Source organism: Bacteroidota bacterium, assembly GCA_016706865.1.
GTDB lineage: Bacteria > Bacteroidota > Bacteroidia > Chitinophagales > BACL12 > UBA7236.
Genome location: JADJIS010000002.1, coordinates 1,451,876 through 1,468,151 on the forward strand (window position 1 = coordinate 1,451,876; position 16,276 = coordinate 1,468,151).

General features: G+C 36.0%; 13 protein-coding genes. 9 read left to right on the forward strand and 4 right to left on the reverse strand.

All coding sequences use genetic code 11. The features are described from left to right. The first annotated feature begins 19 nt into the window (after positions 1–19). Positions 20–1,876, forward strand: coding sequence for a PQQ-dependent sugar dehydrogenase (locus tag IPI31_09070; GenBank protein ID MBK7567963.1), 1,857 nt, complete (start codon positions 20–22; stop codon positions 1,874–1,876). A gap of 117 nt (positions 1,877–1,993) precedes the next feature. Beyond that, complete coding sequence (locus IPI31_09075) at positions 1,994–3,880, forward strand: PQQ-dependent sugar dehydrogenase (GenBank protein MBK7567964.1); 1,887 nt, start codon at positions 1,994–1,996, stop codon at positions 3,878–3,880. 467 nt (positions 3,881–4,347) lie between these two features. On the opposite strand, the gene IPI31_09080 is transcribed toward IPI31_09075, so the two are convergent. Further along, positions 4,348–5,034: a G-D-S-L family lipolytic protein gene (locus IPI31_09080; GenBank protein ID MBK7567965.1), complete on the reverse strand. Its 687-nt coding sequence runs from the start codon at positions 5,032–5,034 to the stop codon at positions 4,348–4,350. 652 nt (positions 5,035–5,686) lie between these two features. On the opposite strand from IPI31_09080, the gene IPI31_09085 reads away from it, so the two are divergent. From IPI31_09085 to IPI31_09100, 4 genes are all read left to right on the forward strand, one after another. After that, on the forward strand, positions 5,687–6,016 hold the full coding sequence (locus IPI31_09085; protein MBK7567966.1) for a winged helix-turn-helix transcriptional regulator: 330 nt from the start codon (positions 5,687–5,689) through the stop codon (positions 6,014–6,016). Between the two features lie 66 nt (positions 6,017–6,082). Continuing rightward, entirely contained in the window at positions 6,083–6,514 is a 432-nt protein-coding gene (locus IPI31_09090; protein ID MBK7567967.1) for an arsenate reductase ArsC, read from the forward strand. Positions 6,515–6,517: 3 nt separating this feature from the next. Next, on the forward strand, positions 6,518–7,180 hold the full coding sequence (locus IPI31_09095; protein ID MBK7567968.1) for an MIP family channel protein: 663 nt from the start codon (positions 6,518–6,520) through the stop codon (positions 7,178–7,180). Then, on the forward strand, positions 7,181–7,387 hold the full coding sequence (locus tag IPI31_09100) for a hypothetical protein (GenBank protein MBK7567969.1): 207 nt from the start codon (positions 7,181–7,183) through the stop codon (positions 7,385–7,387). 756 nt (positions 7,388–8,143) lie between these two features. On the opposite strand, the gene IPI31_09105 is transcribed toward IPI31_09100, so the two are convergent. Next, on the reverse strand, positions 8,144–9,442 hold the full coding sequence (locus IPI31_09105) for a hypothetical protein (protein MBK7567970.1): 1,299 nt from the start codon (positions 9,440–9,442) through the stop codon (positions 8,144–8,146). A gap of 235 nt (positions 9,443–9,677) precedes the next feature. Between IPI31_09105 and IPI31_09110 the strand changes: the two genes are divergently transcribed. Both IPI31_09110 and IPI31_09115 read left to right on the forward strand, forming a co-directional pair. Further along, positions 9,678–10,460: a hypothetical protein gene (locus tag IPI31_09110; protein MBK7567971.1), complete on the forward strand. Its 783-nt coding sequence runs from the start codon at positions 9,678–9,680 to the stop codon at positions 10,458–10,460. Between the two features lie 228 nt (positions 10,461–10,688). Further along, positions 10,689–11,450 carry a hypothetical protein gene (locus tag IPI31_09115; GenBank protein MBK7567972.1) on the forward strand — a complete coding sequence of 254 codons (762 nt, stop codon included), beginning with the start codon at positions 10,689–10,691 and terminating at the stop codon, positions 11,448–11,450. 160 nt (positions 11,451–11,610) lie between these two features. Here the strand turns inward: IPI31_09115 and IPI31_09120 are convergent, their stop codons facing one another. Next, positions 11,611–12,048, reverse strand: a complete 438-nt coding sequence (locus IPI31_09120) for a hypothetical protein (protein ID MBK7567973.1) — start codon at positions 12,046–12,048, stop codon at positions 11,611–11,613. Beyond that, positions 12,045–14,120 carry a T9SS type A sorting domain-containing protein gene (locus IPI31_09125; GenBank protein MBK7567974.1) on the reverse strand — a complete coding sequence of 692 codons (2,076 nt, stop codon included), beginning with the start codon at positions 14,118–14,120 and terminating at the stop codon, positions 12,045–12,047. The genes IPI31_09120 and IPI31_09125 overlap by 4 nt, the downstream gene beginning before the upstream one ends. Positions 14,121–14,232: 112 nt before the next feature. Between IPI31_09125 and IPI31_09130 the strand changes: the two genes are divergently transcribed. Further along, entirely contained in the window at positions 14,233–16,044 is a 1,812-nt protein-coding gene (locus IPI31_09130) for a DUF1573 domain-containing protein (protein MBK7567975.1), read from the forward strand. The last annotated feature ends 232 nt before the right edge of the window (positions 16,045–16,276 follow it).

The window sequence follows — 16,276 nt, forward strand, 5'->3', positions numbered from 1 at the left end:
CAACATAAATCCACAAAATATGCGTATTTACTTTACACTTTTGTGCTCTGTATTCCTTTTGTATTGTAAGGCGCAACCAAAGCCCGGTGCTGTTTTGATCGCAGCAGGCTTTACCGAGCCGGTTGATATTGTTCACGCAGGCGACGATCGATTATTCATAGTTGAACGGACCGGGAAGATCAAAATATTGTTTCCCGACAGTTCTGTAACTACTTTTTTAGATATTACCTCAAACGTGGGATCAGAAGGAGGTGAGCAGGGCTTACTGGGACTGGTTTTTCACCCTGAATATGCCACAAACGGCTATTTTTATGTGAATTATACCGATTTGTTGGGAGATACCCATATTTCGCGATTTTCAGTGAGTGGTGCCGATCCGGATGTTGCGGATCCATTTTCTGAGTTGAATTTGATATTTTTGGATCAACCGGCGGCCAATCACAATGGGGGTGATCTCAATTTCGGGCCGGATGGCTATTTATACATTTTTATGGGTGATGGTGGTGGGGCAGGACATAACAGATCCCAACAGATCATCGATAATAAATTCGGAAAAATTTTGCGTTTGGATGTTGATGGAGGAACACCTTATACAATCCCATCCGATAATCCTTATGTTGGAATTCCGGGTGATGATGAGATATGGGCAATTGGTTTGCGAAATCCATGGCGATGCAATTTTGATCGTTTAACCGGTGATCTGTTTCTTGCAGATGTAGGTTCTGAAAGTTGGGAAGAAATTAATGTAATTAAGTCCGACACCGCCGAATTTTTTAATTTCGGATGGAAATGTTATGAAGGAAATATGTTGCGGCCCGGTCCTCTTTGTGATACTATAATCGCGGATTTTGATTTTCCGGTTTTTGTTTATCCGCATGATATAGATTCGGGAGGATTTGCAATAACCGGAGGATTTGTTTATCGCGGATCAGAATTTCCGGATCTTTATGGAAAATATATTTTCTGTGATTATGTGAGTGGAAATTTTTGGACCATGGAAGAAAATGCTTCCGGATTTTGGACAACAGAATTCTATGGATATGTAGTTGACCATATCACTTCTTTTGGTGAAGATGTAAATGGTGAATTATTTGCCTGTGTAAATCAAACCGGAAATATTTATAAAATAATTGATAACTGCGAAAGTTTTAATTTATCTGCTGCAATTACAGATGCATCTGCATCTACTATTAATAATGGCGCTGTAGATCTTATTTTGTCGGGTGGGCAATCACCCTTTACATTCAATTGGAGCAACGGTTCTACCACGGAAGATATTTCTTCTTTATTTGCCGGTGAATATAATGTAATTGTTAATGATAATATCGGATGTTCAAAATTATTAACCACAACTGTCGATAATTTATGCGGTCCGGCCACTGGAATTATTTCCACTCCATCCACAAATTCCGTAAATATTAATTGGGATGATGTTGGTTCGGTTGGATATAGAATTTTTTATAAACCTGTAGGTCCCGGTTCTTTTACTCAAATTAATACCCCTGTTTCCAATATTAATATCAGTGGTTTAATTCCTTCCACAAATTATACCTTTAAAATAAAAAATAAATGTCCCGGAGCTCCGGGAATTTTTACAACAAATGGAAATTTCACCACTCTTCCACTAAAAAATGATGGAGGAGATGTTGAAAATTCTATTATTATTTATCCTAATCCTGCTAATGATATAATTTATTATAATGGATTAACAGAAATGAATTTAATTTCAGTTTCTGATATAAATGGTAGAATTGTTAAATCACAGGTTGCAGAAATAAATGGCTTCATGGAAATTGCAGATATTGCAGCGGGTATTTACATTATTAAATTCAAGAGTGAGTCCGGTGAAATGATATACAAATTCGTTAAGAAATAAATAATTTACCAAAATACTTGTTTACTAATATATTTTTCTATTTTCGTATCGAAATAATATTTTAGCTCCTGACTCCCACACGACATTTAACTCACTTTAAAAGACAATTTTATGCAAATGAATTTACGAAAATTATGCGCACTTACAGCTATTGCACTTTGCGCTCACATCTCTGTGAATGCGCAGGTTGTGGAACATCCACACATTGACCTCGAACTAGTGCCTTCACCTGGTTTTAATTCCCCTGTTGACATTGCAAATGCAGGCGATTCAAGACTTTTCATTGTGGAGCGCACCGGTTATATCAGAATTTTAAATACCGATGGAACCAGCTCTTTATTTATGGATATTGATGCGAAAGTAAAATCATCCGGTGGAGAGCAAGGGCTTTTAGGATTAGCTTTTGACCCTAATTATGCTGCGAACGGATACTTTTATGTGAATTATACCAATAATACAGGAACAGGAAATACTGTTGTTGCAAGATATACGCGCAATGCTGTAAATCCAAATATTGCGGATGTTGCGAGTGAGGTCATAATTATGACCATCGTTCAACCATTTACAAATCACAATGGTGGAAATTTGGAATTCGGACCTGATGGATATTTATATATCGGTACCGGTGATGGCGGAAGTGGTGGAGATCCGGGCAATCGTGCACAGGATATCACTGATCAAAAATTAGGTAAGATGTTGCGTATTGATGTCAGCTCACTTCCATATACAAATCCTGCCACAAATCCTTTTATAGGTATTACCGGTGATGATGAAATTTGGCAATATGGTTTAAGAAATCCATGGCGTTTTTCTTTCGATAGAGAAACAGGTGATCTTTGGATCGGAGATGTTGGACAAGGTGCATGGGAAGAAGTTAATTTTCAACCGGCATCATCAACAGGTGGAGAAAATTGGGGCTGGAGATGTTATGAAGGAAATGCGGTTTATGATGGTGCAGGTTGTGCCGGTGCAGGTTCATACGATTTCCCGATTTATGTTTATAATCACACTTTTGCTTTAGGAGGATATGCAATTACGGGTGGTTATGTTTATCGCGGAACTCAATATCCAGGTATGGTTGGATATTATATTTTCTGTGATTATGTTTCTGGTAATTGGTGGACCACAGTTTCCAACGGAGTAGGTGGATGGACATCAGTGAAAGAACCATTTACACAAGATGATATTTCAACATTTGGAGAAGGTGCTGATGGAGAAATTTATTGCGCTTCTTTATCCGGCGGAGAAATTTATCATGTTGTTGATGCATGTGGTGATTTTGAACTTTCCACTTCTGTTACTAATGCAAATTTTGGTTTAAATAATGGAGCGATCGATCTTACAGTAACCGGTGGAAATGCTCCTTTTAGTTATGCATGGAGTAATGCTGCAACTACAGAGGATATTTCTTCGTTAATGGCAGGAAGTTATTCTGTAACGGTTACAGATGCCATAGGTTGTACACGTTTAGCGACCGTAACCGTAAGTTCTGTATGCGGACCACTTCCATCCATCTCAATAACCGGATTAAGCTCAACAACTGCAAGTTTCGATTGGATTGATGAAGGTGTTGGAAGTTATAAAGTACAATACAGACCAGCTGCAGGCGGCGCATGGACAAATTCCATGGTTGCAACAAGTAATGTTACCCTTGCAGGACTAACTCCGGCAACTGCTTATAAATTAAAAGTGAGTTATACTTGTCCGGGTGGAACTAAATATTCCAAAAGCAAAAATTTCAGCACACCTGCACGTTTAGGAACAGAAGAAATTATTGCTCCCGAAATTATTCCCAATCCTGGTTCAGGATTATTTAATGTTTTAAATCTTGACAATAAAACAACTATCCGAATATTCGATATTACCGGCCAACTCACCGGCGAATTTTCCGGCCAAACAAATGCAACATTAGATCTGACAAATTATGCAGAAGGAATGTATTTTGTGCAGTTTGTGAAGGAGAATAATGTGGTGAGTGTGCAGCAACTGATTATTGCGAGATAAGGGAGATAAATTATTCATTTTTAAAAGCTGCTTCCATTTGGGGGCAGTTTTTTTTTTGACCTAAAATGTCCTTGCAATTGTAAATTCTCCGCCTAAAAAATAAACCTGGAACCCTGATTAGTAGGGACATTATTATAGAAAAATTTCAATGAAAAATTCTACGCTAACCCCGGGTAGGGGTGGCATTATTTTAGAAAAAAGTAAATGAGAAATCACGGTAACCCCGGTTAGGGGTGGCATTATATCCCACCCAATAAATAAGCACATCTACTAAAACAAATTATATTTAATGTAGTGTTTTTAAAATATCGTTTTTGCAAATCAATTACGTATTTTGTGTTATGGGATATAATGCCACCCCTTTCCGGGGTTAAATTCCTTTACTATTGAAGGTTGTACTATAATAATGTCACCCCTACCCGGGGTTTACTTTTTCGATCGCAGAAAATATTAATCGGGATTACAACTCATTCCACTAATAGCGGGCGTACTATCTCATTCCAAACCCCATATCCCTTCTCATTCATATGTAATTTATCATCATAAAAATAAGTAGTATCCGGCCGTCCATCGGGAGTAAGCATTCGCGAATAAATATTTGCAAAGGTGATATTACTTTGTTGTGCTGAATAAACTGCAACCATAGTATTAAATGCAATAATTTTATGCATCATATTTATTTTGGAGGGGCTCGGTTTCAAAGAAATATATATAATGGGAACATCTGTATATTTATTTCTGATGACAGAAATTAAATTCACAAACCGCGAGAAAACAATTTCGGGGGATATTGTATCAACCGCAGCAAAATCATTTTCACCACAATAAATTACGATCTGTTTTGGATCGTATTTTAATATCACATCATCGGCATAATTTATTACATCCTCAAAAGTAGAACCGCCAAATCCCCGATTTAAAATTGGATACCCAACAAAAGCACTATCCAATTTGATCCAGTTTTTTATCGACGAACTTCCAATAAACAGAATCGGATTTTGAGGCAACTGACCAACAGTATCCACCTGACGATAATAATTGATCTCCGGATCAAAATTTCCCGACGCGGTCATTTGCCCCGATACATCTCCATGAATTCTGAACAATAAAAAAAGACTCGCTATTTTATATCTTATATTCTTAAATAATTTCATCATTTTGTGTTTCACCTCTAGACCAATAATAAACGGATGCTATGAACTTATAATTTTAGAAAGGTAAAATTAATTAAAACCCTAGACCTAACATCTTTTGGAACTTTCACCTCGCAGGTTAGAAAATCGACCTACCAGGTTTTTTTTAACCTGTGAGGTCTGATTTTCGGGATGGAGATCAAGAAGCTTCATTTTGCCATAAATTTAGATCTCATCTTGCCGACCTTCCAGGTTAGAAAATCGACCTTCCAGGTTTTTTTTAACCTGGCAGGTCTGATTTTCGGGTTGCAGTGAAAAAATTTCATCTTACGCTAAACTTAGATTAAGTCCTGCCGACCTTCCAGGTTTGGGAAACCTTGAAGGTCTACATTTTTTAACCTGGCAGGTCTGATTTTCGTGATGGAGATCAAGAAGCTTCATTTTGCCATAAACTTAGATTACATCCTGCCGACCTTCCAGGTTAGAAAATCGACCTACCAGGTTTTTTTAACCTGTGAGGTCTGATTTTCGGGATGGAGTAAAAAATTTCATCTTACGCTTAACTTAGATCACACCCTGCTGAACTTCCAGGTTTGGGAAACCTGGTAGGTCTACATTTTTTAACCTGGCAGGTCTACCAAATTTATCGTATCATTGCGATATAATTACAACCATGGGATTAGCCAAAATTGAAGATTTTACCATACGGGAAAACAAGATTGCCCAATTTGCCAAGGCATTGGCGCATCCTGCTCGTATTGCCATTCTTCAGCTATTGCTGAAAAAACAAACTTGTTATTGCGGGGATATTGTGGAAGAAATGCCCTTATCACAATCCACTGTTTCGCAGCACCTTAAGGAACTAAAAAATGCAGGTTTGATCAAGGGAACCATCGATGGGGCCAAAATTTGTTATTGTATTGATGAAATCGTCTGGGAACAGGCACAGCATTACCTCGTGGCGCTTTTGAAAACGCCGGTTCAGACAAATAAATGCTGCTGAAATGATTGTACAAATATTAGCGTAATATTACGATTGTATTAATTTATAAGAAAAACTCAAAAAAAAATGTCACCAATAAAAGTTTTATTTCTATGTGTGCACAATAGTGCAAGGAGCCAGATGGCGGAAGCTTATTTGAAAAAATTTGGAGGTTCTGCCTTTGAAGTGGAAAGTGCAGGATTGGAACCCGGAAAATTAAATCCTCTTGCAATTGCAGTGATGCAGGAGGATGGAATTGATATTTCAAACAATCCGACAAAAGATGTTTTTGGAATGTATAAGGATGGAAAATTATTTAATTATGTAGTAACAGTTTGCGACGCACATAATTCAGAACGTTGTCCTGTATTTCCGGGAATTACAACACGTATAGGTTGGGAGTTTGATGATCCTTCCTCTTTTACAGGTACACAGGAAGAAAAGTTGGAAAGAACACGTGTCGTAAGAGATCAGATAAAAGCTTCGGTTAAACAATTTATTCAGGACAGAAATCTTTAATAAATGAAACGATATCTTGCTGAATTTATTGGCACTTTTGCTTTGGTATTTTGTGGTACGGGTGCAATAATTATCAACGAACAAAGCGGTGTTATTTCTCATGCAGGAATTGCAATTACTTTCGGATTAATTGTTATGGTAATGATATATGCTGTCGGAAATATTTCCGGTGCGCATTTTAATCCTGCGGTGACAATTGCATTTACTGCTGCAAAAAAATTTCCACTCGATCAATTATCACAATATATAATTGCGCAGGTTGGTGGGGCCGTACTCGCTTCATTAATTTTAAAATTTCTTTTTCCCGAAAATATTTTATTGGGAACCACACTTCCTTCAGGAACTGATTTGCAAAGTTTCGTTTTGGAAATTATTCTCACCTTCTTTTTAATGTTTGTAATAATTAATGTTGCACATGGTTCTAAAGAACAAGGCATGTTCGCCGGACTTGCAATTGGTTCCACTGTTCTATTGGATGCCATGTTTGCCGGACCAATTTCCGGCGCATCCATGAATCCCGCCAGATCATTTTCCCCAGCTTTAATTTCAGGAGAATTCTCGCATTTATGGATATACCTTACCGCCCCAATAATTGGTGCTCTCCTTGCAGTTTTACTTCATAATATCCTCACAAAACCAGATGCAATTAAATTGCAGTCAAATTAAATGAAAAAACTTTTAATCAAAAATAAGTTGGCATTTATTTTTCTATTAATTTGTATTACTGCAATATCAAGTTGTATTCTATTTAAGAATTCTGAAAAAATGAATTATATCATTACCTATCCGCTTGCAATAATCGGTTGGGTCGTGTTTTTTATTTTGGTGAGGAAAGGGAGAAGGTTTGAAGTTAAGAAGGATGATTTGGAATAACATTAGCGTAAATTAATTAGCCGGTAAGTCGGAAAGTTCGATAAGTAAGCGGGAAGAGATTTTAGGGGGAATTAAAATTATAATTCCTATTGGTGATTTTTTAGGCCACGAAGGGACAAAGAACACAAAGGTACACGAAGAAGATTTCGTTGGAATAAAATCTTAATTTCCTATTGATATTTTTTTAGGCCACTAAGGCACAAAGAACACAAAGGTTACACGAAGAGGTTTTCGTTGAAATAAAATTTTAATTTCTAATTAAAAATAAATTATTTCCTATGGCTTTTCGAGTGATATTTAATAAATTTTCAATGGAATGAATTCGTTCAGGGTTGTCACCGGGCCTCATCAGGTGGCTTTAATATCCCTTGTGTGCAGCCACAATTAATCAAATTTTCAAATGATAAAAGAATTGAGCGAAAATCAGCGCCACCATCAGGAAAAAATTAATATTTTAATATGAAATTAATTAATAATTCGGTAGAATAATTTCCAATTTAGGTGTGGCGCCTTTTTCGCTCGGGGTGGCAAACACTAGGGATATTTAAGCCGACTGATGCAGCCCTTGATTTTTGGTGCTACCTTTTTATCAAGAAAAAGGTAGCGAAGTTTCATGCGAACGATTACTATTAATTCAATCCGAAAATTTTCTTAAATAGATTTATTAATCAAAGTTATATTAATTAACTTTCATAAAATTGGATTCAAATGTTTCAATGTTACAGACTCACCACTCGCTATTCACCACTCACCATCTTACTTACAAGAACAACAACAATCAGTCAATGCAATATTCCACAATATATTCGTATGTAATCCCACTATCACCATTTCCGGTTCAATGGAAATTGCAGAATTTAATGGAACATCAGTTATAGAACTCAAAGGAAATCCAGGAACACAACCTAAAAAATCGGCAAAGGCAGTTTGTGCTGTTTGCAGATGATTAAAAATAACGGTTTGTAGTGCTGCAGGCATGGGAGCCGGCTGACACATGCGTGAATTTGCATGTGCTTGTGCCGCACCAATATGAATTCCGAGAACATAAAGCGACATTAAGGTTGATCCATTGCCACAATTCAGGGTGACTTTTTCCACTGCTGCCTGAATATCTTTAATAACAAATTCTATTTCTGCAACACATTGTGCATTTGTAAGAGAAGGAAGTTTTGCAATGAGTGCATCAATTTTAGCAACATCATAGGGAACACATTTAACAACTTCTAAAGCAGTCTTAGCATTTTTAATTACCGCTTGCATTGCCGCAATAGAACCCGCAGGAACTATTGTGGGTTCATGCGCCGCTCTCGCCCACGCTGAACCCAATCCTCCAACGCCCGCGTAAAATGTGCTGAGTTCTCTTCTGCATAAAGTGGAAGGTGTTCCTGTCACGGTAGTAGTTGTTGTGGTAGTTGTGCTGGTACCGGTGCCTGTAGCTGCTCCTACAGTAAATGTATATCTCGACTGCACTACATATTCGTTTTTCATATAAGAGCGCACTTCATAAGTGCCCTCAGGTAATCCCGGAAAAGGCATGGTTCCCGATTTTTTACCTTCCGTATAAAACCAATATGATGATTGATCATCTTTAAAACCAACAGGTGCAATTGCGATCCAGTCGTTTCCATTGCCCGGGAAATTAGAATAATTCACATTTATTTTTTCATTCGCTGCATACTTTGTTTTTTCTGTTTCGGCTTTCATTTTATCGGCAGCAGATGCATATCCCACCGTAAATTGATATCTACAACGAACAACATATTCATTCTTAAAATAACCCCTCACCTCATATTTACCCTCAGGCAATCCCGGAAATGGTACTGTTCCGCTGCTTCCACCACCGGTATAATACCAGTACGACGATTTATCATCTGCAAATCCAACCGGTGCAATCGCAACCCAATCGTTGGTATTACCCGGAAATCCCGAGAAATTTACTGTTATCGGTAGGGTTGGAGCTACAAAAAGACTTTGGGTGGATACACTTTGAGATCTAATGGAATTCGAGAATCCAATAAATAAAAATGCAAGCAGGAGGGTGTGGTGCGGTTTCATTGTGCTGATTATTTAAACTAAAGATAAGTTTTTATTTGAAAAAAATGCATGGAATAGGGGTTCAGACCTATTTGTTTAATGTGTTAAAATTGGGAATCAATTAGTTTAATAGTCAATCTATAACTTGACAGATATGTTGTAAGGTAAAGCTATTTATTTGCTCAAAAATTTTGGAATTAATGAAGGACTGTTTCACAGAAATACAAAGTGGAAATAAAGAATTATTTTTAGGTCTATGAAAATGATCGTATATTTTTTTGGATTTTATTTGATGTGTGCAAAATGTATTGCTCAGGTTTATACATTGGATCCATTATATGAATGTGAAACAATTGAACTCAAGAAAGGAGGGGATCTGGAGTTGTATTCCATCGATTCTTTTACACGAGGGAAATTTGTGATAGACCTCGATAAAATGACTTTCACAGATCCCGTAACTATTCTTTCGCAGCCTGAAATTATCGACATTAAAAAGGTCACTAAACTGGAAAATAACCTGATACAGATCGATCTTAAAAAAGATAACCGATACTCACCCGATCTTTATTATTTACAGCTTGATTCAATGGGTGATCCATTATATCTTCAACAATCTGAAGTGATATTTAAAAATTATACCAGTAATCCGGCTTCTCTGATATTGCACTCTGAATGTACAAGAAACTTAATAGTGGAGATTCCATATACTGCAGGCGACCCTGCACCTGATGTTGCATTGAAGAAAGCTCTTGAGACTGCAGATTTTACGGATGGGGATAATTCATTTCAACTTGAGCATGGATACCTTACCTGGACATCGGGTAAAGGAAAAAATGCGGTCCAAAGTAAGATCAGGATCGATAATGCATACGTCTCAACAAATTCTGATAAATATTACATACAGCTCACGGGAAAAGATAATTTCGGACTATCTTACAGTATTGCATTTTACCATTCAAGGAATGGATATCCTGCATATAATTATATTTTTTTTGAACGAATTGAGAATGGCAAGTGGATCGTGATGCAGTGTTTTTGAAAGGAAATTATTGAGGTAATTTGATCAATAATTGTGTAATTATCTCTATAATAATTCAATAGACGCAGATACGAAAACCGCCTTGTAACTTTCGCCATAATATTTAAAGATTTAGAATTTATCCAACAATACATATTTCAATGATCTACAAATATTGTTGCTATTGAATGGGCAAGTTATATTGTTGATTCCGCCAATTTATTTAACTTTCCGGTAAAATCGTTTATTATGAAAATGAGCACAATTGGATGGATCGGATTGATCATCGGGGGAATCGGTGGACTAATAGGGTTGATCGTGGGCATCATGGCTGATCCTTTCGAAGGCTACATTGTTGGAGGTATTATTGTATCCATATTTTTTCTTATTTATTGGTTTTTTATACGACCCACGATCACCGCAAACCGTATTTTAAAAACTGGAGAGCAACGCAATGGGAAAATTTTGGAAGTATGGGACACAGGTGTCACCATAAATAACGATCCACAGATAGGAATGTTGGTGGAAGTTTCGGATAAATACGGGAAGACATATCAGACAAAAACAAAAATGGTTATTTCCAGACTGCAAGTAGCTGATGTGCGCCCCGGGCAAATGGTGACGCTGCGGGTGGATCCACAAAACGAACAAAAAATTGCAATAGAATCCTTCGGTATATCAGGAGGTGTAAATTATACCCAAAATGAATATGAAGACGACTTAAACCAAATTCTTGTGCAGATCGATAAAGAAAATAAAGAAATTTTATTGTCAGGCATTTCTGCAGAAGCAAAAGTTGTCGGTTATTACGACCTGAATATAAAAGTGAATGGCGACAACCCGATGGTTATGTTATTTGTTGAAGTTTATCCAGGCCTAAAAGCACCATTTTTTGCAGAGGTAAAAGGGGTAATTGCAACACAGTCGGTATCGAAATTTCAGCCGGGTAGTACAATTACTGTTAAATACGATCCGAAAAACTTAATGCGGGTGACGGTGGAGAATAGTTGAGATTGATTGTTGAATGTTGTGGTGAAAGTTTTCCTTGCTAGTGAACCAAAAGAAGTGTTTATTAAATTCTCATTTAAATGCAGATTTACCTTTGAAAATTTAAAGATTTCCATTGTATAAAAGTATAGTATTATATTCTATAAATATAGTAAGTATTCGACTAAGGTATTTCATTATTTGATATAACATTACCTTGAAATGTAAACGTTATTTTTTTGCCATTGGATAATATAAACCCCATTGTTTTATAAAAGTGTCCAGTATATTTTAAAGCGAAGCAAGCTTTGAATGAATAGATTGCCTCATTGATAAGTACACCTCTTGGATATTCGCAAATAATATGTGGATCAGTGGTCCATGTACTTTCTATCCAAACAGTATCTAGCGCAGTATATTTAAAATATTTAATAAGGTCATATTCAAACGTTGCGGTTAAATCACCTAAATTATGCTTCAAAGAATCAGTAACAAATCCGTATGTAGTATCAATAAATTCAATGCAGTCAGGCCTATCTACTTCACCAGCAGTTTTTATTTGTGAAAAACTCAAGTTCATGTAACTTACTATAGATATAATATTAATGAGTAAATATTTCATTCAACAATCAATTTATGCATAAATTTACTTCCATCAATAACTACTTTTACAAAATAAAATCCATTAATAAATTCCGAAACATCAATTTCAGTTTCACCTGATTTAATTATCATTTGCAAAATATTTTTCCCTGATAAATCGCATATTGTAATGTTTGATGAAGAATTTATATTGAATTGGGTATTAATTGAAAGGATTATTTTATCATTTGCAGGATTTGGGTAAATGGAAATAGCATTTTCGTTTTTTATCCCATCTAATCCAACTCCTTCATCCACAATTTGATTGCAATTATTATCCAGCCCGTCCAGTATTTCAGGAGCACCTGGATAAATTAAAGGATTGGTATCATCACAATCCGTGCTGTCAGATTGATAATTAGCCAAATCGAAAAAACATGTTGAAGTATCAATTAATACATTTCCAAAATGATCTCCGTCTTGATCATAATAAAGAATAAATTGAGGTAAATCATCATCGATCAGTATATTACAATTATCATCCAAATGATTGCAGAATTCATTTGCACCCGGATTAATTAAAAAATTAGCATCATTGCAGTCAGTGCTATCACTGGAGTAACCCGGTGCAGTGGCATAACATGTTAAAGTATCAAAATCTGAATTCCCGAAGGTGTCGTTATCATTATCAGCATACATTGTAAATATAGGAAGAGCATCATCTATAAATCCATTGCAATCATCATCAATATCATTACATATTTCTGTATTAAATGTACAGTCAGGGAAAAGTTTAATTATCCAAAAATCTCTATCTCCAATACCTTCTTCTGTTTTATCTACTGATGCTCCGGAATAAGACCAGCCACTAATTAAATAATTGCCTTCAGGTGTTTGCTGAGCAAACCAGCCTAAATCACTCTCACTTCCTCCAAGTGTATTTTGCCATTCGATAAGACCCGTTGAATCTAATTTTATTATCCAATAATCATAATAATTATTACCATAAATATCAGCGCCCGTATAATTATTTTCTATTTTATCACCTGTTATACCAGAATTTGAATAACCACCCAAAATAAATCCCCCATCGCTGGTATTTTGAATTGATTTTAAATTATCCCTCTTACTTCCTCCAATGGTATTTTGCCATTCGATATTTCCTAATGAATCTAATTTCACTACCCAATAATCTTCAAAACCAAAATTCTCTTCAGTTTTATCACCGGAAATTCCAGAATAGGAGTGGGCACTAATTACATATCCATTTCCATTAGTTAATTCAATCGACGTTAAATAATCCCAGTTTGAGCCACCAATAGTATTTTGCCATTCAATGTTCCCTGATGAATCCAGTTTAATTATCCAGAGATCATATGACCCTAAACTGGCTTCTGTTTTATCCCCGGAAATTCCGGAGGCCGAATATCCACCTAAAATATAACCCCCATCTGCTGTTTGTTTTGTTGAGCATAAATAATCCAGACTTGTTCCGCCAATATTATTTTGCCAAATAATATTTCCAACACTATCTAATTTAATCACCCAATAATCTGGAGCACCTGAAATGGAAGACTCCGTTTTATCACCTGAAACATATGATTCAGAATGACCGCCTACGATGAAACCATGATCATCCGTTTGAGAAATTGAATACAGAAAATCATCCTCCCACCCACCTATTGTATTTTCCCACTCAATATTGCCATTGGAATCAAGTTTTACAACCCAATAATCATAATAATTCCCCAAAGAATCGGCACCTCCTAAATGATTTTCTGTTTTATCACCTGAAATATCAGAATTGGAAATGCAACCCAAAATATATCCTCCGTCAATAGTTTGTTGCAAACCCTCAATGCCTTCACCTTGATCACCTCCAATTGTATTTTGCCACTCGATATTATAATTAGAATCAAGTTTTATTACCCAAACATCCCAGCCGCCAATAGTGTCCTCAGTTTTATCTCCCGATATTCCTGAAGACGAATTTCCGGCGAGTATAATTCCACCATCGAATGTAATTTGAGAACACTTTAACCAGTCATATCCGCTTCCCCCGATCGTTTTTTGCCATTCAATTTCTGGAGCCTGCCCGTAACCACGAGTCATGCAAAATAGTAAAATGAAGTATAAGCTTTTCATGGAGTGTTTCATGAATGTAAATTTAGGAAAAGGATCGGTAGTTCGGTATAATTTTTGCCAAAATCCTTAAAACACACAAATGAAATTCTTGCCGCTTTTATTCTTTTATTTTATCCGGGTTATAAATGCATATGCTCAACCGAATATTGAAATTTCGGTTGATAGTTCTGAAGCATGGAAATTTAGCAGAGCTGAAGATAATCACGCATTCCCTAAAATCATTTATTATGATTATCAGATTGGAGAAGTTCCATTTGGAAAATCATTCAAAATGAATTTTTATATGAAAAATATTTCTTCTGATCCAATTGAAATTGGCCAAATGTATTGGGGAGAAGGATTTATTTCTCCAGAATGGGTAAGTAACAACAGAATTTTACAATCCGGTGAAACAGGACATTTTATATATACCTTTCATTCACATGCGATGCCCGGTAACTTTAATAAAGCTGGAAGAGTTTCGATTAAATACCAGAATGAATATTACCACATTAATATTATTTTTCGAGGAAAACAACTTGAAAAATCAAATCCTCAAAAAGAGAAAGATGGGGATATTCCAAAAATAAAATGGGATGACATGGATGGATATGATTTTGGGGATGTTCAGTCCGGAATACCGATCTCGCATAAATTTTATTTTTTGAATTGTGGAGCCAGTCCATTTGAAATTAAAAACGTTTGGTTTAACGGCCCTCGAAATTGGATCACAGGAGAAATTCAACCGGGTGAAAGAGGCTGGATCGAAATTCATTACAATCCACATCTAGAAGGTAATTTTCGGAAACAGGTTGAAGTTTATTTTATTGATTTCCCTCAAAAAATTCCTGTTTATTTTTCAGGCAATACAGTTTTAACTCAAGGTTTAAATGAAGATCCATTCTACTTAAACATTTTTGAATATGCTGAATTACCTGAAATTGAATGGATCGACTCTCCGGTTTTTGATTTTGGAGATATTTTGATCGGATCACCGGTAACTCACTATTTTAATTTCATCAATCGGTCAAATCATGCTATAGCGATCTCAAATGTGTTAGGTGGAAGTGAACCGATTGCGAGAGGTTGGAAGCAGGAAATTATTCAATCTAATGATACAGGATGGGTTAAAATGGAATTTTCACCTGCCAGTCCTTCACGGTGTTTTTACAAATCAATTCATGTTTATTTTGAAAATTATCCCGGAGATCAAAAACTTTCAATCGAAGGAAGAGTTGTAAAAATTAAATGGCTGGACTCAACGAGAAATGAAACCTTTATAACATACGATTGTGGTCTGATTTCCAAAAAAATATATATTCATGATTTTTATTTTGTGAATGAAGGAAATGACGTTCTTTCACTGAATGTGCAGGGCGGTGGTGGTGGTGGAATTTGGAGAGTTGCAAATTCAAAGGTTATGCCCGGTGATACATCTTACATTCGATGTGAATATTCTCCATCTGGTGAAGGTCAATTCATCAAAATTGGAAATGTTTGCCTAAATACCTGGGACAGTAAATGGAAACTAATTATGAAAGGAATTGTGGTTGAAGAACAAGTCGATTCTATTGCCATCAAATGGCTTGATTCGCTTTATTATGATTTTGGTCAAATACCGGTTGGAAAAATGGTACATCATGATTTTCGGTTTGTAAATACAAGTCTTGATGTTTTGTCAATAGATATCAGGCAACCCGATGGCGGCACCTATTGGTACGCGAATAAATATACGAACATTTTGCCGGGTGATACCGTTGCTATCACGGCTGAACACAGACGGTATATTACTTCAAATATTCAATCCACGAACGAGGCAAGGATTTCAATTGGAAAAAATCTACCTCAAATGGTTTTGTATAAATTGACAATAAAGGGCATTACTGTCGAGGAAATGAAAAATGAAGATTAACCCTTTTTATATAATCAATTATAACAAAATAGACTAATAAAAGAATTGTGAGTCAAAGATGAAAAAGACAAGGAGGGTCAATTGATATGTGATGTTGCAGTTGGATTAGATTAATTTTATTTATTGGAAAAACAATTCGTAATAAAAGTTTGAAAGTATATTTAGACTAGAAAATGCCAAATGTTTCCCCTAAAACTAAAAAACCCTCACAAATCATCGATCTGCAAGGGTT

Bases quoted from the DNA above. Each gene is read 5' to 3' on its own strand.
- IPI31_09070 (MBK7567963.1), top strand. From the start codon at position 20: ATGCGTATTTACTTTACACTTTTGTGCTCTGTATTCCTTTTGTATTGT.
- IPI31_09115 (MBK7567972.1), top strand. From the start codon at position 10,689: ATGAAAATGAGCACAATTGGATGGATCGGATTGATCATCGGGGGAATC.
- IPI31_09130 (MBK7567975.1), top strand. From the start codon at position 14,233: ATGAAATTCTTGCCGCTTTTATTCTTTTATTTTATCCGGGTTATAAAT.
- IPI31_09075 (MBK7567964.1), top strand. From the start codon at position 1,994: ATGAATTTACGAAAATTATGCGCACTTACAGCTATTGCACTTTGCGCT.
- IPI31_09110 (MBK7567971.1), top strand. From the start codon at position 9,678: ATGAAAATGATCGTATATTTTTTTGGATTTTATTTGATGTGTGCAAAA.
- IPI31_09085 (MBK7567966.1), top strand. From the start codon at position 5,687: ATGGGATTAGCCAAAATTGAAGATTTTACCATACGGGAAAACAAGATT.
- IPI31_09095 (MBK7567968.1), top strand. From the start codon at position 6,518: ATGAAACGATATCTTGCTGAATTTATTGGCACTTTTGCTTTGGTATTT.
- IPI31_09120 (MBK7567973.1), bottom strand. From the start codon at position 12,048: ATGAAATATTTACTCATTAATATTATATCTATAGTAAGTTACATGAAC.
- IPI31_09105 (MBK7567970.1), bottom strand. From the start codon at position 9,442: ATGAAACCGCACCACACCCTCCTGCTTGCATTTTTATTTATTGGATTC.
- IPI31_09125 (MBK7567974.1), bottom strand. From the start codon at position 14,120: ATGACTCGTGGTTACGGGCAGGCTCCAGAAATTGAATGGCAAAAAACG.
- IPI31_09090 (MBK7567967.1), top strand. From the start codon at position 6,083: ATGTCACCAATAAAAGTTTTATTTCTATGTGTGCACAATAGTGCAAGG.
- IPI31_09080 (MBK7567965.1), bottom strand. From the start codon at position 5,034: ATGAAATTATTTAAGAATATAAGATATAAAATAGCGAGTCTTTTTTTA.
- IPI31_09100 (MBK7567969.1), top strand. From the start codon at position 7,181: ATGAAAAAACTTTTAATCAAAAATAAGTTGGCATTTATTTTTCTATTA.